This window comes from Delftia sp. WSY_10, from assembly GCF_043104705.1.
GTDB lineage: Bacteria > Pseudomonadota > Gammaproteobacteria > Burkholderiales > Burkholderiaceae_C > Comamonas > Comamonas tsuruhatensis.
Genome location: NZ_JBICKY010000003.1, coordinates 17,760 through 40,236, shown reverse-complemented (window position 1 = coordinate 40,236; position 22,477 = coordinate 17,760). Strand labels below are relative to the sequence as shown.

20 protein-coding genes and 2 tRNA genes are annotated in these 22,477 nt (G+C 67.9%); 12 read left to right on the top strand and 10 right to left on the bottom strand.

The genetic code is table 11. The features are described 5' to 3' along the window. Positions 1-197 precede the first annotated feature (197 nt). Positions 198-1,079: a LysR substrate-binding domain-containing protein gene (locus tag ACF8ML_RS00215; RefSeq protein WP_392405808.1), complete on the bottom strand. Its 882-nt coding sequence runs from the start codon at positions 1,077-1,079 to the stop codon at positions 198-200. Between the two features lie 238 nt (positions 1,080-1,317). On the opposite strand from ACF8ML_RS00215, the gene ACF8ML_RS00210 reads away from it, so the two are divergent. Continuing rightward, positions 1,318-2,826, top strand: coding sequence for an MFS transporter (locus ACF8ML_RS00210; RefSeq protein ID WP_392405806.1), 1,509 nt, complete (start codon positions 1,318-1,320; stop codon positions 2,824-2,826). A gap of 39 nt (positions 2,827-2,865) precedes the next feature. Beyond that, positions 2,866-3,267, top strand: coding sequence for a group II truncated hemoglobin (locus ACF8ML_RS00205; RefSeq protein ID WP_047325961.1), 402 nt, complete (start codon positions 2,866-2,868; stop codon positions 3,265-3,267). Positions 3,268-3,347: 80 nt separating this feature from the next. On the opposite strand, the gene ACF8ML_RS00200 is transcribed toward ACF8ML_RS00205, so the two are convergent. Then, the gene (locus tag ACF8ML_RS00200) at positions 3,348-4,769 is read right to left on the bottom strand and encodes an FAD-binding oxidoreductase (protein ID WP_047325960.1); all 1,422 of its coding nucleotides are present in this window, start codon (positions 4,767-4,769) and stop codon (positions 3,348-3,350) included. A 334-nt stretch (positions 4,770-5,103) separates the two neighbouring features. Here ACF8ML_RS00200 and ACF8ML_RS00195 point away from each other — a divergent pair, with 334 nt between their 5' ends. Together ACF8ML_RS00195 and ACF8ML_RS00190 are read left to right on the top strand one after the other, a co-directional pair. Further along, entirely contained in the window at positions 5,104-5,502 is a 399-nt protein-coding gene (locus tag ACF8ML_RS00195) for a nuclear transport factor 2 family protein (protein ID WP_013803799.1), read from the top strand. 124 nt (positions 5,503-5,626) lie between these two features. After that, positions 5,627-7,069, top strand: coding sequence for an amino acid permease (locus ACF8ML_RS00190; RefSeq protein ID WP_392405804.1), 1,443 nt, complete (start codon positions 5,627-5,629; stop codon positions 7,067-7,069). A 47-nt stretch (positions 7,070-7,116) separates the two neighbouring features. Here the strand turns inward: ACF8ML_RS00190 and ACF8ML_RS00185 are convergent, their stop codons facing one another. Continuing rightward, the gene (locus tag ACF8ML_RS00185; RefSeq protein WP_016450753.1) at positions 7,117-8,640 is read right to left on the bottom strand and encodes a PLP-dependent aminotransferase family protein; all 1,524 of its coding nucleotides are present in this window, start codon (positions 8,638-8,640) and stop codon (positions 7,117-7,119) included. A gap of 183 nt (positions 8,641-8,823) precedes the next feature. On the opposite strand from ACF8ML_RS00185, the gene ACF8ML_RS00180 reads away from it, so the two are divergent. The 3 genes from ACF8ML_RS00180 (at position 8,824) to greB (ending at position 9,831) form a co-directional block, all read left to right on the top strand. Further along, a tRNA-Arg gene (locus ACF8ML_RS00180) sits at positions 8,824-8,900 on the top strand. 170 nt (positions 8,901-9,070) lie between these two features. Further along, a tRNA-Arg gene (locus ACF8ML_RS00175) sits at positions 9,071-9,147 on the top strand. Positions 9,148-9,264: 117 nt separating this feature from the next. Then, on the top strand, positions 9,265-9,831 hold the full coding sequence (gene greB / locus ACF8ML_RS00170) for a transcription elongation factor GreB (protein ID WP_046242094.1): 567 nt from the start codon (positions 9,265-9,267) through the stop codon (positions 9,829-9,831). A 4-nt stretch (positions 9,832-9,835) separates the two neighbouring features. Here greB and ACF8ML_RS00165 read toward each other — a convergent pair whose 3' ends face one another. Beyond that, the gene (locus ACF8ML_RS00165) at positions 9,836-11,221 is read right to left on the bottom strand and encodes a lytic murein transglycosylase (RefSeq protein ID WP_392405802.1); all 1,386 of its coding nucleotides are present in this window, start codon (positions 11,219-11,221) and stop codon (positions 9,836-9,838) included. 88 nt (positions 11,222-11,309) lie between these two features. On the opposite strand from ACF8ML_RS00165, the gene ACF8ML_RS00160 reads away from it, so the two are divergent. After that, complete coding sequence (locus ACF8ML_RS00160; protein ID WP_392405801.1) at positions 11,310-12,167, top strand: NAD-dependent protein deacetylase; 858 nt, start codon at positions 11,310-11,312, stop codon at positions 12,165-12,167. 27 nt (positions 12,168-12,194) lie between these two features. On the opposite strand, the gene ACF8ML_RS00155 is transcribed toward ACF8ML_RS00160, so the two are convergent. From ACF8ML_RS00155 to ACF8ML_RS00140, 4 genes are all read right to left on the bottom strand, one after another. Beyond that, entirely contained in the window at positions 12,195-14,462 is a 2,268-nt protein-coding gene (locus ACF8ML_RS00155) for a bifunctional (p)ppGpp synthetase/guanosine-3',5'-bis(diphosphate) 3'-pyrophosphohydrolase (protein WP_016450309.1), read from the bottom strand. A gap of 101 nt (positions 14,463-14,563) precedes the next feature. Then, complete coding sequence (gene rpoZ, locus ACF8ML_RS00150; protein WP_016450310.1) at positions 14,564-14,767, bottom strand: DNA-directed RNA polymerase subunit omega; 204 nt, start codon at positions 14,765-14,767, stop codon at positions 14,564-14,566. Positions 14,768-14,785: 18 nt separating this feature from the next. Then, positions 14,786-15,415 (bottom strand): guanylate kinase, encoded by a 630-nt coding sequence (gmk, locus tag ACF8ML_RS00145; RefSeq protein ID WP_016450311.1) that lies wholly within the window; start codon positions 15,413-15,415, stop codon positions 14,786-14,788. Positions 15,416-15,459: 44 nt separating this feature from the next. Continuing rightward, positions 15,460-16,353 carry a YicC/YloC family endoribonuclease gene (locus ACF8ML_RS00140; protein WP_017407182.1) on the bottom strand — a complete coding sequence of 298 codons (894 nt, stop codon included), beginning with the start codon at positions 16,351-16,353 and terminating at the stop codon, positions 15,460-15,462. Between the two features lie 89 nt (positions 16,354-16,442). On the opposite strand from ACF8ML_RS00140, the gene ACF8ML_RS00135 reads away from it, so the two are divergent. From ACF8ML_RS00135 to hemW, 4 genes are all read left to right on the top strand, one after another. Beyond that, positions 16,443-17,474, top strand: a complete 1,032-nt coding sequence (locus tag ACF8ML_RS00135; protein ID WP_392405797.1) for a serine/threonine protein kinase — start codon at positions 16,443-16,445, stop codon at positions 17,472-17,474. Next, complete coding sequence (locus ACF8ML_RS00130) at positions 17,471-18,376, top strand: PP2C family serine/threonine-protein phosphatase (RefSeq protein WP_016450314.1); 906 nt, start codon at positions 17,471-17,473, stop codon at positions 18,374-18,376. The genes ACF8ML_RS00135 and ACF8ML_RS00130 overlap by 4 nt, the downstream gene beginning before the upstream one ends. Positions 18,377-18,475: 99 nt before the next feature. Next, positions 18,476-19,078: an RdgB/HAM1 family non-canonical purine NTP pyrophosphatase gene (gene rdgB / locus ACF8ML_RS00125; RefSeq protein WP_034367744.1), complete on the top strand. Its 603-nt coding sequence runs from the start codon at positions 18,476-18,478 to the stop codon at positions 19,076-19,078. Then, on the top strand, positions 19,075-20,319 hold the full coding sequence (gene hemW, locus ACF8ML_RS00120) for a radical SAM family heme chaperone HemW (protein WP_392405795.1): 1,245 nt from the start codon (positions 19,075-19,077) through the stop codon (positions 20,317-20,319). Before rdgB ends, hemW begins: the two co-directional genes overlap by 4 nt. Positions 20,320-20,395: 76 nt before the next feature. On the opposite strand, the gene ACF8ML_RS00115 is transcribed toward hemW, so the two are convergent. After that, positions 20,396-20,749: an I78 family peptidase inhibitor gene (locus tag ACF8ML_RS00115; RefSeq protein WP_017407180.1), complete on the bottom strand. Its 354-nt coding sequence runs from the start codon at positions 20,747-20,749 to the stop codon at positions 20,396-20,398. Between the two features lie 175 nt (positions 20,750-20,924). Further along, entirely contained in the window at positions 20,925-22,472 is a 1,548-nt protein-coding gene (locus ACF8ML_RS00110; RefSeq protein WP_392405793.1) for an SPOR domain-containing protein, read from the bottom strand. Positions 22,473-22,477 lie beyond the last annotated feature (5 nt).

Here is a 22,477-nt window from a genome sequence, read left to right as displayed (position 1 = left end):
CAGCGAAGCGGAGGGTCGCGGACATTCGGGTCGCCTTTGCTTTGCCTACTTTCCTTCGGCCGGCGTACCGGTGGCGAAACAAAGGAAAGTAGGTCGGCCGCCGGGCCGAGACCCGGCCTCGAAAAACAACCACCCGGCAGGGGCAGAAACGAGCAAGAGCAGGGACAAGAACGAGCAACAGCAGGGGACGGCCCCGTTCAAGACTCCTTGAACAACCTCTCCCCCACAAAATCCACAAACGCCCTCACCTTAGGCGACAACTGCCGACTCGACGCCCACAACGCCGAAAACTGCCCCGTGTGCGTCAGGTCCTCCGCCAGCACCCGCTGCAGTTCGCCACGCCCCAGTGCATCGCGCGCCAGGAAGTCCGGCATATAGGCCAGCCCCATGCCCGCCACGGCCGCGCCCAGCATGGCTTCCATGTTGTTGCAGACCAGGGCGGCGGGCAGGTGGGGCGGCATGCCGGGCAGCACCCATTCCTCCAGCTTGCCGCTGCTCAGGAAGCGGTAGCGCAGGCAGCTGTGCTGTGCAAGTTCGCCGGGGGATTGCGGTATGCCCCGTGCCGCCAGGTAGTCGGGCGAGCCGGCCAGGATGAAGCGGAACGGCCCCAGCCGGCGCGCGACCAGGCGCGAGTCGGCCAGTTCGCCGCTGCGGATGACCACGTCCAGGCCGGCCTCGACCACGTCCACCAGGTGGTCGTTGAAGTCCAGGTCCAGGTCAACCTCCGGGTACAGGGCCTGGAACTCGGGCAGCACGGGCAGCAGGAAGCGGTAGCCGATGGTGGGCAGGCTCACGCGCAGCCGCCCGCGCGGCGCCTCGGCGGCGGCCTGCATGGTGGCGCGCGCATCGTGCAGTTCATCCAGGATGCGGCGGCAGCGCTCATGGAACAGTGCGCCTTCCTGCGTGAGGCGTACCTGGCGCGTGGTGCGCTGGAACAGGCGCAGGCCCAGTTGCTGTTCCAGCCGCGCCACGTTCTTGCCTACGGCCGAGGCCGAGATGCCCAGGGCGCGCCCGGCCTCGGCAAAGCTCAGCAGGTCGGCTGCACGCACAAAGGATTCGAGTCCGCTGAAGCTGTCCATGTCGATTGCCAACCTGGGGTTGGGAGTGTGGGGAGTCTGGCGCCTATTTTCACGGCATTGCAGCGCTTTTATCGTTCATGCATGCTTGGCCATGTGCGGCCGGGAAATTGCGAAAGCCTTGCCAACCATGTCCTCTTGCCTGACTTCTTCCCGCGCACCGGGTGCGCTCCACGGTACAGCGCGACCGCATGCGTCCCCGGTCTGGGTGCTGTTGTCGGTGTGCCTTGCGGCGCTGGCGATGCCGCTGAGCTTTACCGGGCCGGCCGTGGCCCTGTCTGCGCTGCGCGAGGCGCTGGGCGGCGGGCCGCTGGCGCTCAACTGGGTGACGAATGCCTTCATGCTGAGCTTTGGCGCCACGCTGATGGCGGCCGGCGCGCTGGCCGATCTGCACGGGCGGCGGCGCGTTTTCCTGACCGGGCTGGGCGTGGTGCTGGCCAGTGCGCTGGCCCAGGCCTGCCTGGGCGGGCAGGGGGCCATCGTCGTGTTCAACCTGCTGCGTGCGCTGCAGGGCCTGGGTGCGGCCGCCGCGCTGGCGGGCGGCACGGCGGCGCTGGCCCAGGTGTTCGACGGGACGGCGCGCATGCGTGCCTTCAGTGGCGTGGGCACGTCGTTTGGCGTGGGCCTGGCCTTCGGGCCGTTGCTGTCGGGCTGGTTGCTGGGCGTGGCGGGCTGGCGCGGCGTGGTGCTTTGCGTGGCCGCCGTGGCGCTGGCCGCGCTGGTGCTGGGGCTGCGCTGCATGCCTCAGTCGCGCAATCCGCAGGCGCAGCGGCTGGACCGGGCCGGTGCGCTGCTGTTCACCGCAGCCCTGGCGCTGCTGACCTGGGGCGTGCTGCAGGGGCCGGAGGCGGGCTGGTCCAGCGGGGCGGCGCTGCTGCCGCTGGCCGGTGCCGCGCTGGCGCTGGCGGCGTTTGTGGCCGTGGAGCGGCGCGTGCAGCAGCGCACGGGGCAGCCCATGCTGGACCTGTCGCTGTTTCGCTATCCGCGTTTCGTGGGCGTGCAGTTGCTGGCGGGTGCGCCGGCCTATGCCTTCGTGGTGCTGCTGGTGCTGCTGCCGGTGCGCTTCATCGGCGTGGAGGGCATGGCGCCGCTGCAGGCGGGGCAACTGATGTTTGTGCTGTCCCTGCCCATGCTGTTCGTGCCGTTGCTGGCGGGCTGGCTCACGCGCTGGGTTTCGGCCGCGCTGCTGTGCCTGGCGGGGTTGCTGGTATGCGCGGCGGGCCTGCTGTGGCTGGGCGGGTGCGCGCCGGGCACGGCCTTTGCGCAGATGGCGCCCCCGTTGCTGCTGATCGGCCTGGGCATCGGGCTGCCCTGGGGTTTGATGGATGGCCTGGCCGTGAGCGTGGTGCCCAGTGAGCGCGCCGGCATGGCCACGGGCATTTTCAGCACGGTGCGCGTGGCGGGCGAAGGCATGGCGCTGGCGCTGGTGGGCGCGGGGCTGGCCGCATTGCTGGCATGGCGTCTGTCGGCCCTGGCAGCTCAGGCGCCCCAGGCGGTGCAGGCGCCCCAGGCGGTGCATGCCACCGGCCGCGCGGCGCAGTTGCTGGTGACGGGGAACATCGCCGAGGCCATGGCCCTGCTGCCCGGCCTGTCTGCACCCGCCGTGCTGGCGGCCTATGGCCAGGCCTTTGGCATCTTGCTGGATGTGCTGGCGGGCATCACGGTGCTCACGGCGCTGGCGGTGTACGGGTTCCTGCGTGCCGGGGCCCCCACGGATACCGGTACGGGCACGGACATGGCACATGCCTGACAATCGCGGGTTTCACTCAGCCGCCAGCCGCTTTTCGCCATGTCAGAGGAATCCCAGAACAACGCCCCCCAGACCCCCTATGAATGGATCGGCGGCGAGCCCAGGGTGCAGGCCCTGGTGGACCGTTTCTACGATCTGATGGACCTGGAGCCCGGCTATGCCGAACTGCGTGCCGCCCACGGCAGCACGCTGGCCGACGCGCGCCAGAAGCTGTTCTGGTTCCTGTGCGGCTGGCTGGGCGGCCCTGACCATTACCAGGATCGCTTCGGACACCCGCGCCTGCGCATGCGCCACATGCCGTTTTCCATCGGCATCCTGGAACGCGACCAGTGGGTGGCCTGCATGGACCAGGCCATGGGCGAGACCGGCGTGCCCGAGGAGTTGCGCGTGCGCCTCAAGGCCAGCTTCATGAACACGGCCGACTGGATGCGGAACCGGTAGCAGGTGGCTGCCCCCGGCGCTGCTGAAAAAAAGGGCCGGCCCCCTGCAGGAGGCCGGCCCAAGCAGCAATCGGTTGGGGTTCAGAGCTTTTCGTCGCGCATGTAGTACCAGTGGTACAGGAACCGCTGCCCCAACCGGCGAAACGGCGCAAACGCGGGCGAGCGCACCATGTTGAAGACGTTCGGATACTCCAGCTCCGAGTTGTAGATGGGCAGCTCGAAGGTCTTGCTCTGTCGGCCTGCGATGCGCTCGGCCATGCGCCGGCCCGCGTGGGCCGAGAAGGAGACGCCGTTGCCGCCATAGCCCACGGCGTAGAAGATGCTCTGGGCCGGATCGGGCTGGAAGACGCGCGGCATCATGTCGTGGCTCACATCGACCCAGCCCCACCAGGAGTAGTCGATGGTGATGCCCTTGAGCGCCGGGAACTTGCGGTGCAGGCCGTCCACCAGCTTGGCCATGTGGATGGGGTTGGGCGCATCGGCACCCGTGACGGCGCTGCGGCTGCCGATCTGCACGCGGTTGTCGGGCAGGCGGCGGTAGTAAAAGCGCAGCGTGCGGGTGTCGGTGATGACCTGGGTGGTCTTGAAGCCCGTGGCCTCCAGCTCCTGCTCGGTCAGCGGCCGCGTGACCAGCGAGTTCGAGAGGATGGGCATGATCTTGGAGCGCAGGCTGCCATGCAGGGCGTTGCTGGTGTAGCCGCCCGTGGCAAAGCCCACGGCGCGCGCCCGCACGGTGCCGCCGGGCGTGCGCAGGTGGTGCACGCCGTTGCGCGTCTCGACGCCCAGCACCGGACTGGCCGGGTGCACCTTGACGCCCAGCTCCCGCGCCTTGCGCAGGTAGCCGAAGGCCAGCTTGAGCGGGTGCACGCCGATGCCGTCGGGCTCGTGCATGGCGCCATGGCTGTCGGCATCGTTCACATATTCGCGGCGCAGCTCCTCGGGGCTGAGCATGCGGGCGTCGTAGCCGAAGACCTCGCGCATGATCTGGGTCTCGTTGCGCAGGAAGTCGAGTTTCTTTTCGCGGTGGGCGATGTAGAGGTGGCCGCCGGGCTGGGGCTCGCACTCGGGGAATTCGGCCACCAGGTCCTTGAAGGTCTGGAAGCCCTCGCGGATCTCGGCGTCGAGCTTGAGCGCCACGTCCTTGCCCCAGCGTGCGATCCATTGCGAGCGGTACAGGCGCCCGCTGGCGTTCTGCCCCTGGCCGCCGTTGCGGCTGGTGCAACCCCAGGCGGTCTGGTTGGCGTCCAGCACCACGGCGCGGATGCCGTGTTCGCGCGCCAGGAACAGGGCCGTGGCCAGGCCCGTGAAGCCCGAGCCGACGATGGCCACGTCCACGTCCATGTCGCCGGTGACCGGGCCGTCATCGTCTGGCGGGCGTCCCGCCGTGCCGACCCAGTAGGTGGGCGCATAGCCCGTGCCGTGGCCCGGGTTGGCAGCCACCAGCGGGTCGTACTGAGGGTCGTAGGGACGCAGGTGGCTGGGGCGGATGTCCTCGGCTTTCATGGCGGATGTCTCCTGGTGCGGCGGCTTGGGATCTGCCGCTTTTTGCTATGGATTCGGTGGAATGGGGCCAATGCCGGCAAGCCCTGCAAGGCGGTGCGCCGACGATGGAATCAGCATAGCCAGCAGGCCATGGAGCCAGTTAGCGCCACAGCCCAGCTTTCGATAGAGCCAGTGGCGGCCGGTGCGCGCGCCTGGACCTAACGATTGATGGCATCTGGTTCTAACGGGTCCGTGTGCCTGCTACCTACCATGGCCCATCGACATTTCGATGACGCGGCGCGGCGGCCCTGCCCGGGCCCGGCGCCGTGGTACCCACCACAGACAAGGAGACAGCATGAGCGCAGACACCAACCCTCCCGACGCACAGTTCCTGGCCCGCTTCGCCGAGGCCTGGAACCGCCACGACATCGAGGCCCTGATGGGCTTCATGGCCGATGAGTGCGAGTTCCACGCCGTGGCCGGGCCCGATCTCATGGGCCGCAGCTTCGTCGGCCGCCAGGCGGTGCGCGAGGGCTTCCAGATGGCCTGGCAGGCCTTTCCCGATGCGGCCTGGCTCGATGGAGACCACTTCGTGCAGGGCGACCGTGGCGTGTCCGAGAGCACCTTCAAGGGCACCAAGGCCGACGGCCTGCGCGTGGAAGCGCGCATGGTGGATGTCTTCACCTTCAAGGACGGAAAGATCGCCGTGAAGAACGCCTTCCGCAAGGACCGCCCGCCGGTGGCGGCCGCCTGACGGCGCGGGGCCTTGCGGCCCCGTGCCACCGGGAACACCGGATACGCCACGGCAAGGCGCGCACCTGCGCAGCCACCACAACAGAGCATCAGCCGTGGCGCCTGAATAAAACAGGAGACAAGACATGATCGGAAATCAGCACGCCTCTTCACCGGGGCTTTCGCACGGGCTCAAGGAACGCCACATGACCATGATCGCCCTCGGTGGCGTCATCGGCGCCGGGCTGTTCGTGGGCAGCGGCGTCGTCATCAAGTCGGCCGGGCCGGCCGCGATTCTTTCCTTCCTCATCACGGGTCTGCTCGTGGTCCTGGTCATGCGCATGCTGGGCGAGCTGGCCTGCTCCATGCCCGGGGGAGGCTCGTTCTACGAGTTTGCGCGCGAGGCCTGGCGCGACCGCCCCGGCGTGGGCCGGCTGGCAGGTTTTCTGACGGGCTGGATGTACTGGTACTTCTGGGTCATCGTCGTGTCGCTGGAGGCCGTGGCCGGAGCCGACCTGGTGCGCTACTGGCTGCCCGATGTGCCCAACTGGAGCATCAGCCTGGTGCTGCTGGTGATGCTGACGCTGACCAACCTGGTGTCGGTCAAGTCCTTTGGCGAGTTCGAGTTCTGGTTCGCCTCCATCAAGGTGGCGGCCATCGTGGTCTTCCTGTTCGTGGCCGGCGTCTACGTGCTGGGCCTGACGCCCGCCTCGCAGGGCATGCACTTCGGCAACCTCACCGGCAACGGCGGCTTCATGCCCAACGGCATCGTGCCCGTGCTGACCGGGGCGGTGGCGGCCACGGGCTTTTACTTCGGCGCCGAGATCGTGACCATTGCCGCCGCCGAGACGGCCGAGCCGCAGAAGGCCGTGGCCAAGGCGACCAACTCGGTGATCACGCGCGTGCTGGTGTTCTATGTGGGCTCCATCTTCCTGGTGGCCTGCCTGGTGCCCTGGAATGCGGGCGGCATTGCCACGCCGTATGTCAGCGCGCTCAACACCATGGGCGTGCCGGCCGCCGCGCAGATCATGAATGCCATCGTGCTGACGGCCGTGCTGTCGGCGCTGAACTCGGGGCTGTATGCGTCATCTCGCATGCTGTTCGCGCTGACGCGGCGCGGCGACGCGCCCCAGGCGCTGGCCAAGGTCAGCCGCAATGGCGTGCCCACGCGGGCCATCCTGGTGGCCACGCTGTTCGGCTACGGCGCCGTGGTGATGTCCTATGTGTCGCCCGACAAGGTGTTCGCCTTCCTGGTCAACTCCTACGGCACGGTGGCGATCTTCGTCTACATCCTGATCGCCATCTCGCAGCTGCGCCTGCGCGCCCGGCTGGAGCGCGAGGCGCCCCACCAGCTCAAGGTGCGCATGTGGTGCTATCCGTACCTGACCTGGTTCGCCATCTTCGGCATGCTGTCCATCGTCATCGCCATGGCCTTCATCCCCGAGCAGCGCACGCCGCTGGCGCTGGGCGTGGCCAGCCTGTGCATTTTGCTGCTGGCCTACGCCGTGCGGCAGTTCCTGCAGCGCGGCGTGGCGCCCGTGGTGACATCGCTGTCCGAGGCCGCGCAGCCCGAGCCGCAGAAGTACTGACCCGGGGGCGACGGGACCGGCAGGGCCGGTCCCGGCCATTCCTTGCGTTACTGCTGCTCCTCACGGATCGCATCGGCCAGGGCCTTCACGCCCTGGCCGATGTCGTTGGCGGGTATGGATTGGTAGCCCATGCGCATGTAGCTGCCGGGCGTGCCCGGGCGTGCGAAGAACACATCGCCGGGCTCGATGAGCACGCCGTGCGCGGCGGCGCGCTGCGCCAGGGCTTCGACAGGAATGTGGTCGGGCAGTTGCACCCAGCACGAGCCGCCGCCGCGCACGGGCGTGATGCGGCAGCCGGGCGCATGCTCGGCCATGGCGGCCGTGAGGGCTGCGTGCCGCTCCTTCTGCGCCTGGGCCAGGCGCCGCTGCTGGGCCTCGTAGTGGCCCAGGGAGATGAACATGGCCAGCGTGCGCTGCACGAAGGTGGCGGGGTGGCGGATCATGAGCCGGCGCAGTGCGCGCAGCTCGCGGATCAGCTCGGGCGCCGCCACGATGTAGCCCACGCGCAGGCCCGGCGCCAGGCTCTTGGACAGGCTGCCCACGTAGATCACGCGGTTGCTGCGGTCCAGGCTCTTGAGTGCCGGGATGGGCTGGCCGTCGAAGCTGCTCTCGCTCTCGTAGTCGTCCTCGATGAGGATGATGTCGTGCGCCTCGGCCATCTCCAGCAGCGCCTCGCGCCGGGCCAGCGGCATGGTCACGCCCGTGGGGCACTGGTGGCTGGGCGTCACGTAGAGGTAGTCCAGCTGGCGCAGCAGCGGCGTGACCGGCAGGCCCTGGCCGTCCACCGGCAGCGGGATGACCTGGGAGGTGCGGCTGCTGAAGATGTTGCGCGCGTCGGGGTAGCCGGGCTCCTCGATGCCCACGGCCGTGCCCTCGCGCATCAGCAGGTCGGCCACCATGTAGAGGGCGTGCTGCGCACCCACGGTAATGATCAGCTCGTCGGCCGAGGCCCAGACGCCGCGCCTGGGCAGGATCTTGGTCTGCACCTGCTGGATCAGCATCTCGTCGTCGCGCGCGATCTGGTCGGGCGCCCACTGGCGTATGTCCAGCACGCCCAGGGCCTTGAGGCAGCATTCGCGCCAGGCGGCCGTGGGAAACAGCTCCTTGTCGAACTGGCCGTACAGGAAGGGATAAGGGTAGCGCTGCCAGTCCTCTTCCTTGACGATGCTGCGCTGCTGGCTGGGCAGCAGCCACAGGCGCCGCGACCAGTCGGTGCGGCGGCCTTCGCCAGGGGGGCTGCTGGCCGCAGCGCCGCCCGGCGTGCGCCCCTTGAGTACGTCGGGATGGATGAAGTGGCCCTTGCGCTGGCGGCTCAGCAAAAAGGCTTCCTCGGCCAGCTGCTGGTAGGCCAGCACCACGGTGATGCGTGCCACGCCCAGGTGGCGCGCCAGCTCGCGGCTGGAGGGAATGGATTCGCCGGGTGCGAGGATGCCCGAGAGGATGGCATCGACCAGCATCTCGCGGATCTGGCCCTGCAGGCTCAGGGCAGGGCGGGCGCTGCGGCGAAACAGCTGCCCCCACATGGCGCCCTCGGGCGGTTGCGGCTGCGTGGCCGCGCGCTTGTCTGTCATGTCTTGTCGTTTCCGCCGCTGCGGCGGGCCGCTCGCTGTGTTTGTCTCCCGCGCAGGTGCAGGGCAGGGCCTGCATCCGCGACCGGCCAATATAGGCCAGCGCGGTGCGCCACGGGGCCCGGAGTTTGCGATGGTTGCAATTTTTGCGGAGAGGCCAGAAATTGATATACAATCGTTGTCTTGGCGGCTGTAGCTCAGCTGGATAGAGTACTTGGCTACGAACCAAGGGGTCGTGGGTTCGATTCCTGCCAGCCGCACCAAAACGACAAGCCTCAGAACTGAAAAGTTCTGAGGCTTTTTCGTTTCAGGCGCCCGCACAGGCCCGCACAGAGGCCGTGGCCATGGTTCAGGCGCTGGTCAACGGTTATTTTTCGATATTTTCATGGTGTTCCGTAGGCGTTCAAAAAAGCACGCTATAATTCGAAGCTTGGCGGCTGTAGCTCAGCTGGATAGAGTACTTGGCTACGAACCAAGGGGTCGTGGGTTCGATTCCTGCCAGCCGCACCAAAACGACAAGCCTCAGAACTGCAAAGTTCTGAGGCTTTTTCGTTTGTGCTCAGTTGGTGTCGAGGTTTGTGCGGCGTCTTCGCCTGCTGCGGTGATCTGTGTGAAGATCGGCTCCCTATGAGCAAGGCTTTCACCAAGGAATCCGACGGCGACGACGATGATGAAGTCGGCCTGCCGCCCTTGCCGCCGGGCGGCAAGAACTACATCACGCCCCAGGGCTTCGAGCGGCTGAAGACGGAGCTGCTGGACCTGATCGACAACGAGCGCCCGCGCATCGTGGAGATCGTGCACTGGGCGGCCAGCAATGGCGACCGCTCCGAGAATGGCGACTATCTGTACGGCAAGAAGCGCCTGCGCGAGATCGACCGGCGCATCCGCTTCCTGACCAAGCGGCTGGAGATCGCCGAGGTGGTCGATCCCTCCGTGCATGCCGGCAGCGAGCAGATCTACTTCGGCGCCACCGTCACCTATGTCGATGACGAGGGCGAGGAGCGCACCATCACCATCATGGGCATCGACGAGGCCGACAGCGCACGCCAGCAGGTCAGCTGGATCGCACCCGTCTCGCGCGCCCTGCTCAAGGCCCGTGTGGGCGACGAGGTGGCCCTGCCCACCCCCGCAGGTGTGCGCACGCTGGAAGTGCTGGACGTCACCTACCCGGAACCGGGCAGCGCCGCCGGGTGAGCGTTCAGGGCTGCAGTTTCTGCAGCAGCTCCAGCGTGGGATAGCCGTCGGCCACCAGGCCCTGGCTTTGCTGGAACTGGCGCAGGCCCGCGCGCGTGGCCGGGCCCATCACGCCATCGGCCGTGCCGGCTGAAAATCCCCGTTCGTTGAGCGCGGCCTGCAAGGCGCGCAACTGCTCGCGCGACAGCGGGGCCAGATCGCGTGGCCAGGCCGCCTGCACGCCCGGGCCGCCGGCCAGTTGCTGCGACAGCAGGCCCACGCCCAATGCGTAATTCACGGAGTTGTTGTAGCGCAGGATGGTGCGGAAGTTGGCGCCCACCATGAAGGCCGGGCCACGCGCGCCGGCCGGTGCGATCACGCTGGCATCGGCCATGGCGGGCAGGGCGGAGCCGTCCACGGCCTGCACGCCTTCGGCCGCCCATTGCGCGCTGTCCTGGCGCACGCTGGTCTCGGCGCGTGCATGGTCAAAGCCTGCCGGCAGGCGCACTTCGACGGCCCAGGACTCGCCCGTCTTCCAGCCCGAATGGGCCAGGTAGTTCGCCGTGGAGGCCGTCACATCGGGCAGGCTGCCCCAGATGTCGCGGCGGCCATCGCCATCGGCATCCACCGCATAGGCCAGGAAGACCGAGGGCAGGAACTGCGTATGGCCCATGGCGCCGGCCCAGGAGCCGATCATGTGGGCCGCGTCGATGTCGCCGTTGTCGATGATGCGCAGGGCGGCCAGCAACTCCTTCTGAGCCCAGGCCGCGCGCCGGCCGTCGAAGGCCAGGGTGGCCAGCGCATCGACGGTGGGGAAGTTGCCGAAGTTGCTGCCGTAATTGCTTTCCATGCCCCAGATGGCGGCGATCACCTCGGCCGGCACGCCATGGCGCTGGCTGGCCGCCTGCAGCGGTGCAGCCGCTTCGCGCAGCTTGGTGCGGCCCTGGGCAATGCGCTGGGCCGAGACGGCGCTGTCCAGGTACTGCCAGGGCGTGCGCGTGAACTCGGGCTGCGAGCGGTCCAGCTGCACCGCGCGCCGCTGCAGCCGGGCCGGCTCCAGCGCGCTGCTCACGGTCTTGGCGGAGATGCCGGCCTCCAGCGCCTTGCGCGCAAAGTCCCGCTTCCAGGCCTCGAAGCTGGCGGCCTCGGCCTGCTGGGACGCCTCTTGCGCGCCGCTTGCCTCGGCAGCAGGCGCTGCGGCCGGGCCGGCCTGTGCCGCCGCGGCAGGGGCGGCCGCAGCCGTGGAGTTTGCCGCAGCGGAAGCTGGCGCTGGCACCGGCGTGGGCGCAGGTCGGGAGGCGCAGCCGGCCAGCAGAGCGGCAGTCAGGGCGGTGGCCAGTCCGGCGCGGGTCAGCATGTGGGGGCCGTTGGCGTTGCTGGGGACGGGGGCGGTGGCATGTGCGTGGGGCATGCAGCCATTGTCTCCGCTGCGCCCTGGCGCTGAATGCAACACGGTGTTTCCGCACCAAGCCATCCATGGATCGCTATGCTGTGCTCCCATGACTGCTGCACCATCGCCCTCCCTGTCCCCGCCTGTGCAGGATGCCGCGCAGGCGCTGCGTGCCCTGCTGCGCCCTGGCCAGCGCTGGCTGGTGCTGACGGGCGCAGGTTGCAGCACAGGCTCGGGCATTCCGGACTACCGCGATGCGGCGGGGCAGTGGAAGCGGCCCCAGCCCGTGACGCTGCAGGCCTTCATGGGCAGCCATGCCACGCGCCAGCGCTATTGGGCGCGCAGCCTGCTGGGCTGGCCCGTGATGGCGCAGGCCCGGCCCGGCCCGGCCCATGAGGCGCTGGCGCTGCTGCAGCAGCGCGGATGGATGGCCGGCCTGGTCACCCAGAACGTGGACGGCCTGCATACGGCGGCAGGCAGCGAGGGTGTCATCGACCTGCACGGCCGCATTGCCGCCGTGCGCTGCATGGGCTGCGGCACCGGCATGGAGCGCGCCGTGCTGCAGACCATGCTGCTGGAGCGCAACCCCGGCTGGGCCGGCCTGAGTGCCCAGGCCGCGCCCGACGGTGATGCCGATCTGGAGGGGCGCGACTTCAGCCGCTTCGACGTGCCGGCCTGCCCGCACTGCGGCGGCGTGCTCAAGCCCGATGTGGTGTTCTACGGCGAGGGCGTGCCGCGCGAGCGAGTGGCGGCGGTGCGGGCCGCGCTCGGGCATGCGCAGGGCCTGCTGGTCGTGGGCTCGTCGCTGATGGTGTATTCGGGCCTGCGCTTCGTGCACGAGGCCGTGGCCCAGGGCAAGCCGGTGGTGGCGGTCAACCAGGGCCGCATGCGGGCCGAAGATCTGCTGGCCTGCAAGTTCGAACACGACTGCGGCCAGCTGCTTCAGCAACTGGTGCAGGGCCTGTAGAGACGAGACCGGCCCGCAGGGCCGGGGTCAGGGAATGACGCGCGATGCGCGCACCACCGAATGCACGCGGCGCAGGTTGCGCAGCGCGGACTCCACCTGCTGGTTGTCGTGCACCGAGATCACGAAGCACAGGTCCGTGGTGCTCATGGCGGCCTCGTCGGCCATGTCCACGCGCAGGATGTCCACTTCGGCGCCGGCCAGCTCGGCTGCCACGCGGGCGAGCACGCCCTTGCCGTTGTTGACGGTGACGACGATGCGGGCCTCGAAAAGGCGCGCGGCATCGATGTCATCTGCCCATTCCACGACAATGAAGCGGTCGCTGTCCTTTTCCTGCAGGCGCTGTGCGATCTTGCACTGCGCGTGGTGCACGATCAGGCCTTCGCCGCTGCCCAGATAGCCCACGATGGCGTCGCCCGGCACGGGCCGGCAGCACTGCGCGTAGTGGATGGAGCCCTGGTTGGAGCCGTCCAGCAGCACGGCGCCCTGGAAGGGCCGGTTGCTGGCATTGAAGCGTTCGCGCGTGAGCAGCAGGGCGTCGGGCCGGTGGCCGTGGCGCGCCATCAGCGCCGTCAGGCGCGAGGCCACCAGCGACGCAATGCGCCGGCCCATGCCGATGTCCACCATCAGGTCGGCGCGGCTGCGGCTGCCTGCCATGCGCAGCACTTCGTCCCACAGCGCCTGGTTGGCTTCATCGGCCGGCGGCACGGCGTCCATGCCTTCGGCGCGCATGGCCTGGGCCAGCAGGTTCTCGCCCAGGCGTGCCGATTCGCTTTGCGCGGCCGACTTCAGGTAATGGCGGATCTTGGAGCGCGCGCGGCCGGTCTTGACGAAGCCCAGCCAGGCCGGGTTGGGCGTGGCGTCTTCGGAGGTGACGATCTGCACCACGTCGCCGCTCTTGAGTTCGGTGCGCAGCGGCACTTCCTCGTTGTTGATGCGCGCGGCGGTCATGTGGTTGCCGACCTTGCTGTGGATCGCATAGGCGAAGTCCACCACGGTGGCGCCGCGCGGCATGGCCATGATCTCGCTCTTGGGCGTGAACACGTAGACGGCGTCGGGGAACAGGTCCACCTTGACGTGGTCCCAGAACTCGGCGGCATCGCGCGTCTCGTTCTGGATGTCCAGCAGCGATTGGAGCCACTGCGTGCCCAGCTGCTCGGAATCGTGGCCGGGCTGGGCCTTGTAAAGCCAATGGGCGGCCACGCCGGCCTCGGCGACGATGTGCATTTCCTCGGTGCGGATCTGGAACTCGATGTTCACGCCCGAGGGGCCCACCAGCGTGGTGTGCAGCGACTGGTAGCCATTGTTCTTGGCAATGGCGATGTAGTCCTTGAAGCGGCCCGGCATGGGCTTGTACATCTGGTGCAGCACGCCCAGCGCCGTGTAGCAATCGATCACGCGCGGCAAGATGATGCGAAAGCCGTAGATGTCCGTCACCTTGGCAAAGCTCAGCTGGTTCTTCTCCATGCGCAGATAGAGCGAATACAGCGTGCTTTCACGGCCGGCAAGGCGGGCCTGCAGCCCCGCGCCGGCGAACTCGGCATTGACCTCGTCCTGCACGCGCTGGACCAGGTCGCGGCGTCGCTTGCGCGAGCGGGCGATGGCTTTTTCCAGCGTGGCGTAGCGCCAGGGATGCAGGTGGCGGAAGGCCAGGTCCTGCAGCTCGCGGTAGGTCTGGTTCAGCCCCAGGCGGTGGGCGATGGGTGCGTAGATCTCCAGCGTTTCCGACGAGATGCGGCCCCACTTGCTGCGCGGCATGTCGCCCATGGTGCGCATGTTGTGGGTGCGGTCGGCCAGCTTGATCAGGATTACGCGCACATCGCGCGCCATGGCCAGCAGCATCTTGCGGAAGGATTCCGCCTGGTTCTCTTCGCGCGTGTTGAACTGCAGCTTGTCCAGCTTCGTGAGGCCGTCGACCAGCTCGGCCACGTCCTGGCCGAAGCGCTGGGCGAGATCGGCCTTGGTGACGCCGCAGTCTTCCATCGCATCGTGCAGCAGGGCGGCCATCAGGGCCGGGGCGTCGAGCTTCCAACTCGCGCACAGCGCCGTGACCGCGATGGGATGGGTGATATAGGGTTCGCCGCTGCTGCGCCACTGGTCGCTGTGGGCCTGGTCGGCGAAGGCATAGGCTTCGCGCACCTGCTCGATGCTGGTGGCATCCAGGTATCCCAGGTGCTCCATCAGTCCGGCAAAGGCATTGGCCGACACGGCGGTTGCCTGCTCTGCAGACATGCGCTCGGGCCGGGGTGGCGGTACGGGATCAGAGGGGGCTGTGAACGAAGTCAAGGCCGCTTTCATGACTTAAATGTAGCGTGCATGCTGGTTTGTGCAGGCTTCATGTAAAAAAAGCACCGCTGTGCGGTGCTCTTTGTGGGGCCATTGTGTTGCTTTGCAGCAAATCAGCCCGGAACCTTCTTCAGCATCTCGATGCCGACCTTGCCTTCGGCGATCTCGCGCAGCGCGGTGACGCCGGGCTTGTTCTTGGTTTCGATCTTGGGCGTGTGACCCTGGCTCAGCATGCGTGCGCGGTAAGTGGCGGCCAACACGAGCTGGAAGCGGTTAGGGATCTGCTCCAGGCAGTCTTCAACAGTGATGCGTGCCATCAGGATCTCCGGGAAACGTCAGTTGGGTTCAGAAATATTGAGAGACTCGAAGGTCTCTGCGCGGCGGCTGCGCTGAGCCGCATACTTGAGGCGCTGTGCGTGGATGATCGTCTTGAGATCAAACAGTGCGCTCTCGAACAATTCGTTGATTATAACGAAGTCGAATTTCGCCACCTGGGCCATCTCCTCGGCCGCGTTCTTCAGGCGCAGCTCGATCACCTCGGGCGCGTCCTCGCCCCGGTTTTCCAGGCGGGCACGCAGCTCGTCCCAGCTGGGCGGCAGGATGAAGATCAGCACGGCGTTCGGAAACGCTTGCTTGACCTGCAGTGCGCCCTGGTAGTCGATCTCCAGCAGCACGTCGGTGCCGACCTGGATGCGCTCTTCCAGCGCCTTCTTGGCCGTGCCGTAGCGGCGGCTGTGCACGTTCGCCCATTCGACGAAGGCGTTGTTCGACACCATGGCGTCGAACTCCTGGTCGGAGACGAAGTAGTACTCGCGGCCGTGCTTTTCCTGGCCACGCGGCGCGCGCGTGGTGTGGGAGACGGAAGGGGAGACGCGCGCATCGAACTCGCGCAGCGCGCGCACCAGGCTGGACTTGCCGGCCCCGCTGGGGGCCGAGACGACAAAGAGGTTTCCGGGGTAATCCATGGAATTTTGCGCAGTGTGTTCACGCATGGGCATCTGTGTTGGGCTTATTCGATGTTCTGCACCTGCTCGCGCATCTGCTCGATCAGCACCTTCATGTCCACACTGATGCGGGTCAGCTCCAGCGTGGCGGACTTGGAGCCCAGCGTATTGGCTTCGCGGTGCAGTTCCTGGATCAGGAAGTCCAGGCGCTTGCCGATCTCGCCGCCCTTCTTGAGCAGGCTCTGGATCTCGTCCAGGTGCGAGTCCAGGCGGGTGACTTCCTCGGCCACGTCGATGCGGATGGCAAAGGCGGTGGCCTCGGTCAGGGCGCGGTCCTGGGCGGCTTCGGGCGCCACGGCGCCTTCGGCCAGGGCCATCGCTTCCTTCCAGCGCTCCATGAAGCGCAGGCGCTGCTGCTCCACGAGCTGGGGCACCAGGGGCGTGGCATCTGCCGCGAGCTTGCGCAGCTGCGCGATGCGGTCCAGCAGCATGGTGGCAAGGCGCTTGCCTTCGCGGGCGCGGGCCTCCAGCAGTTCGGTCAGGGCCTGCTCTGCCAGCGTGGGCAGCACGCTGCTCCAGTCAACGGCCGAGTTGCCGCTGCCGCTGGCCAGGCGCAGGGCGTCGGAGACGGACAGGCTGCGGGCGTCGGGCAGCCAGGACTGGACAGTGTCCTGGAGCATGGCCAGGCGCTGCAGCATGGCGGTGGAGGGGTCGGGCAGGGAGTTGCCGTCGTCGTTGTCGATGGCGGCGCGCACCTCGACCTTGCCGCGCTTGAGGCGGGCGGTCAAAAGGGCCCGCAAGGCTGGCTCATGCGCGCGCAGTTCGTCGGGCAGGCGGAACGAAAGATCCAGGAAGCGGCTGTTGACCGAGCGGATCTCCAGACCGAGCCGGCTGTTGCGGCCCGACGCTCCACCATCTTCTTCGGACGCGCCGTGCTGGGCACTGGCGTATCCGGTCATGCTGTAAACTGGCATTGGACTTTTGATGGATGCTTGCAATTGCCCGATTATCCGGGTTTCGCCCCATCCCTGAGACTCACCGGAGAAAAATGTCTTCCAAGATCAAGCCGGCGCCATTGCCGCCAGGCAGCACGATCGGCGGCTATCGGGTGGTGCGCAGGCTTGCTTCCGGCGGTTTCGGCGTCGTTTACCTGGCCTTGGATGCAGAGGGCAAGCAGGTGGCGATCAAGGAATACCTGCCCGCCTCGCTGGCCACCCGTGCCCCCGGAGAGCTGCAGCCCGCCGTGGCGCCCGAAAAACTTTCGCTGTACCGCCTGGGCCTCAAGAGCTTCTTCGAGGAAGGGCGTTCACTGGCGCAGATCTCGCACGCTTCCGTGGTCAGCGTGCTCAATTTCTTTCGCGAGAACGAAACCGTCTACATGGTGATGAACTACCTGGAGGGTGCCACCCTGCAGGACTTCGTCGTCACCGCGCGCGAGCTCAAGGCCGAGAAGGTGTTCCGCGAATCGACCATCCGCTCGCTGTTCGACGAGGTGCTGCGCGGCCTGCGCATCGTGCACCAGCACAAGATGCTGCACCTGGACATCAAGCCGGCCAACATCTTCATCACCAATGACGACCGTGCCGTGATGATCGACTTCGGCGCGGCGCGCGAGGTGCTGTCCAAGGAAGGCAACTTCATCCGCCCCATGTACACGCCGGGCTTTGCCGCGCCCGAGATGTACCGCCGCGACGCATCGCTGGGTCCCTGGACCGACATCTACGCCATCGGCGCCTGCATCTATGCCTGCATGCAGGGATTTCCGCCCAACGAGGCGCCGCAGCGTCAGGACAAGGACCGGCTCACGCTGGCGCTGACCAAGCTGCGCGGCGTGTATTCGGACAACCTCATCGAGGTCGTCGAGTGGTGCATGGCCGTGGACCCGGGATCGCGTCCGCAGTCGGTGTTTGCGCTGCAAAAGGAATTGAGCCGCGAAGGCGAGCGTCGCTACACCAAGCTCAGCGTCTCCGAGCGCATGCGCCTGCAGCTGGACACGCTGGTGACCGACGCCAAGAAGAACATGCAAAAGATCAGCGGCACAGCGGGCCTGCCAGCCGTGGGCCAGGAGCGCAAGCCATGAGGTTTTCGGTATTCCAGCTGAGCCGCCGCGGCGGCCGTGCGCTCAATGAAGACCGCATGGGTTACTGCTACACGCGGGAAGCCGTGCTCTTCGTGCTGGCCGACGGCATGGGCGGCCATCCCGAAGGCGAGGTCGCCGCGCAGCTGGCGCTGCAGGTGATGTCCGTGCATTTCCAGCGCCAGGCCAAGCCGCTGCTCGAAGATCCGCAGGGCTTTCTGGTCGATGCGCTGCTGCATGCGCACCGGCAGATCCTGCGCTATGCCAGCGCCAAGGGAATGATCGACACGCCGCGCACCACGCTGGTCGCCGCCGTCATCCAGAAGGGCAAGATCACCTGGATCCATTGCGGCGACTCGCGCCTGTACCTGGTGCGCGGCGGCGAGCTGCTGGTGCGCACGCGCGATCACTCCTATCTTGAGATGGGCGAGATCGCCGCGCAGCTCAAGACATCGAGCCGCAACGTGCTGTTCACCTGCCTGGGCTCTCCGTCCAAGCCCATCTACGACGTGACCGAGCCGCGCCGGCTGGAGCAGGGCGACAAGCTGCTGCTGTGCTCCGACGGCCTGTGGGGCAGCGTGGACGAAGGGCACCTGCTGCGCACCCTGCACGGCCGCACCGTGTCCCAGGCCATTCCCCAGCTGGTCGATACGGCGCTGCGCAATGCGGGCGATGCCAGCGACAACGTCACGGCCATTGCCATGGAGTGGGAGACGCCAGACGCCTTCGAGTCCACCATGGGCATCTCCACCCAGGACATCGAGAACGACGCGTTTGAATCCACGATCCAGGGCGGGGCAATCGAAGACCTGGAAGATGAGCTCGACGACGCGGCCATCGAGCGCTCCATCGCCGAGATCAACGAAGCGATACGCCGCTCGGCCGAGCGCCAGTTCAAGCGCTGACCGCCGCTGCCGGCCCGCGGCAGCGGTGCCGTTGGCGCGCATGGACTACCGAACCTATTGACGACAAAGGGCGCACGGGCGCCCGACTGGATTTCTACGATGAAGATTGTGTTGGCCTCCAACAACCGCGGCAAGCTCGCCGAGCTGCAAGCCATGTTCGCCCCGCTGGGGGTGGAGCTGATCCGCCAGGGCGACCTGTTCGAGGGCGAGGCGCCCGAGCCGCATTGCACCTTTGTGGAGAACGCGCTGGCCAAGGCCCGTTTCGCGGCCGAGCGCACGGGCCTGCCCGCCATTGCCGACGACGCCGGCATGTGCGTCTCGCACTTCGGCGGGCTGCCGGGCGTGGATACGGCCTATTACTGCACGCAGTTCGGCTACGAGAAAAGCGACGACAACAACGTGCGCGCGCTGCTGGAGCAGATGCAGGGCGTGGCCGACCGCCGCGCCGCCATGGTCAGCACCCTGGTGGGCGTTCGCAGCGCAAAGGATCCCGAACCGCTGATCGCCATGGGCCGTGTGCAGGGCGAGATCACCACCGAGCGCCGTGGCACGCAGGGCTTCGGCTTCGACCCCGTGATGTACATCCCCGAGCTGGGCCAGACCTTCGCCGAGATGGACCCGGCCGTGAAGCACGCGCACAGCCACCGCGGCCGCGCCACGCTGCAGATGATCGAACTCGTGCGCGAGCGCTGGGTGCGATGATTCCCATCCAGCCCCAGGATTCGGTCTCCGGCGCCCAGGCCGCCGTGCAGCGCGACATCCAGCACTACATGCGCCCCGGCACGCTGCAGCTGGGCAGCCTGCCGCCGCTGTCGCTGTACGTGCACCTGCCCTGGTGCATACGCAAGTGCCCGTACTGCGACTTCAACTCGCACGAGCACGGCCGCGACGGCCCCGAGCTGCCCGAAGACCGCTACATCGACGCCCTGGTCGCCGACCTGGAAAGCGCGCTGCCGCTGATCTGGGGCCGCACCGTGCACAGCATCTTCATCGGCGGCGGCACGCCCAGCCTGTTCTCGCCCGAGGCCATCGACCGGCTGCTGGCCGCCATCCGTGCGCGCCTGCGCATGGAGGCCGATTGCGAGATCACCATGGAGGCCAACCCCGGCACCTTCGAGACCGACCGCTTCCGCGCCTTCCGCGCGGCCGGCGTCACGCGGCTGTCCATTGGCGTGCAGAGCTTCGACGACCGCTTCCTGCAGGCCGTGGGCCGCGTGCACGATGGCGCCCAGGCGCGTGCGGCCGTGCGCGAGGCGGCCGACAGCTTCGAGACCTTCAACATCGACCTGATGTACGCGCTGCCCGGCCAGACCGAACTGGACCTGGCGCGGGACCTGGACGTGGCCATGTCCTTCGCCCCGCCACACCTGTCGGTCTATCACCTGACCATCGAACCCAATACGTATTTCGCCAAGTTCCCGCCGGCCATTCCCGAGGACGACCTGGCCTACGACATGCTGGACCGCATCACCGCGCGCACCGCCGCCGCAGGCATGCAGCGCTACGAGATATCGGCCTATGCGCGCGAGGGCCACCAGTGCTGGCACAACCGCAACTACTGGCAGTTCGGCGACTACCTGGGCATAGGCGCGGGCGCGCACAGCAAGCTCAGCTTTGCCCACCGCATCGTGCGCCAGGTGCGCTTTCGCGATCCCGCGCGCTACATGGACCAGGCCCTGGCCGGCGCGCCACTGGCGCAGGACGGCGAGGTGCGCCGCGCCGACCTGCCCTTCGAGTACATGCTCAACGCGCTGCGACTGCGCGAAGGCTTTGCGCTGCAGGACTTCATGGAGCGCACGGGCCTGCCGCTGTCGTCCATCGCCAAGGGGCTGGATGCAGCACAGGCCAAGGGCCTGATCACGCGCGACCTGGGCCGGGTGGTGCCCACGGAGCGGGGCTTTGACTTCCTCAGCGACCTGCAGGAGCTGTTCCTGGCCGAGTGAGCGGGCCAACGACCATTGAAAAAGGACGCCTCGGCGTCCTTTTTTCGTCCAGCGCCACCGCGCAATCGGTCGGCGATCAGCCGCAGCGCACGGCCACGATGCGGCCTGTGCCGTCGACCACCAGGTTCAGGCGTTCCTGGTTGAACTCCATCGTCGTTGGCTGGCCTTCGCGCAGCACGCGGGCCATGTAGGCGCCCGACTGCTTGCGGGCGGCCTCCAGCGTGGCCGAGGTATTGCTCTTGCCCACGAAGGACTGCGCCGATGCCGCATTGCAGACCTGCACGGGGCGCGGAGCCGGTTGCGCCCCACCGCCGCTGCTGCCGCCAAAAGGATTGCTCATGCCGGCGCAGCCTGCCACCAGGGTGGTGGCGCCCAGCAGGGCCAGGGCGGCAAGGCGGCGGTGCAGGGCTGGGGTGGTGATCGTCGGCATGGTCTGTCTCCTCAATTCAGGGGGTGTGTGCTGCGCAGTATCAGGGCGGGCGCTGGCGCATCGCCTCGGACAACGCCGCATACCTTAGCCGGGCTCGGGCGGTGCCATTGGCATGCGGAAGTAACAGGCGGCAGCAAAGGCATCACGAAGGCATTGCCAAGGTGCTGCCAGGGCATCACCGCCGCGCGCTGCGGCCTTCCGCGGGGGCGTGGTGGAAGACCGTGGCCTCCAGGCCCATGGCGCGTATCCTGGCCGCCGCCTGATCGGCGCTGCGCTGCTTGGCAAAGGGGCCCGAGCGCACGCGCACGATCTCGCCCTTGTTGCTGTGCAGGGTCTGGCTGAGCGTGGGCAGCTTGGCTTTCTCCAGCCGCTCCACCACGCGCCCGGCATTGGCGGCTTCAGAGAACACGCCGATGTTGATGTAGTAGTTGCCCGGCTCCAGAGCCGCCGAGGCAGGCTTGGCAGGTGCCGGGGCCTTTGCGACGGGTTCGGCGGGCTTGGCGGGCTTGGCTGGTTTGGTTTCAGCCGCCACCTTGGAGGGCTTGGCGGGCGCTGCCGTGGCTGCGTGCACGGACGCTGGCGCTGGCGCAGGTGCTTTGGCTGGCACCAACGCGGCCTTGACGGGAATGGCTGCCGCTGCAGTGGCAGCGACGGTACCCGCAGCGCCGGCCGCTGCTACTACGGGCATGGGTTCGACCGTGCCGGAGACGGTGCTGCCGGCAGCGGGCAAGGGCGCTTGCGGATCAGGGCGCGCCTCGGCCTGGGCGACTGGCTCTTGCGGCTGGGGCGTGGGTGCGGGAGTGGGGGCGGGTGTTGGCGCCGGTTCCGTCCTTGGCGTTTCAACGGCAGCTACGGCTGCGGCGGGCGTTGGCGCCACGGCTGGTGCAGCGGCCGGCACGGCTTCGGATGGAATCACCTCCGTCTGTGCCGCCATGAAATGTGGCGTGCCCGACAGCGCCCAGATGCCGGCACCCGCAGCGGCGGCAAGCACCGCACCGGCCGCCACGGCCAGCCGCTTGCGCAAGGGCGTGGCCGCGCGGCGGGCCAGGCGTTCGTGCGCTGCGGCCATGTTGGGAGCCTCGCCAATGGCTTGCAGTGTGAGGCGGCGCACATGGTGCCAGTACAGGGCATTGGCGCCCAGGCCGGGAATGGCAATCGCCATCAGCACCAGCATGGCATCGATGCCGTGGGCTATGGCCGGGGGCAGGCCCAGCGCGGGGCGCAGCAGCAGGCCCCAGACCAGGCCCGTGCCGCCGGCGGCCAGCGCGTAGAGGCCGCCCTCTTGCCACAGCCCGCGCAGCCCGCACCAGGGCAGGGTGAACAGGCCTGCGGCCAGGTTCCAGGTGGGCAGGGGCTTGCCCAGCGCATCGAAGCGCTCGAACAGGCGCAGGTAGTAGTCGCGCGAGGGCTCGCCAATCAGGCTGGCGTACAGGCCGGGCATCAGGCCTGCACCCTGGCCACCGGTGAAGCTGGTCGTGCCGGAATTCGTGCCGGAACTTGCGCCGGGGGCCGCCCTTTCGTCGGCGGCTGGGCCGTCATCGCCGTGCTGCAGCGCATAGGCTGCGGCGGCGAAGGCGCTGGCGATCGAGGGCGGCAGCTTGCTGGGGCTCTTGGCGGTGCCGGGCTCGGCAAAGGCGGGCTCCTGCCGTGCAGGGGCCGCCTGCCTTCCGAAGTCGATGGTGGCGGGAGGTGCTGAGAGGGCTTCTTCCGATGGGGCGGGCATGTCAG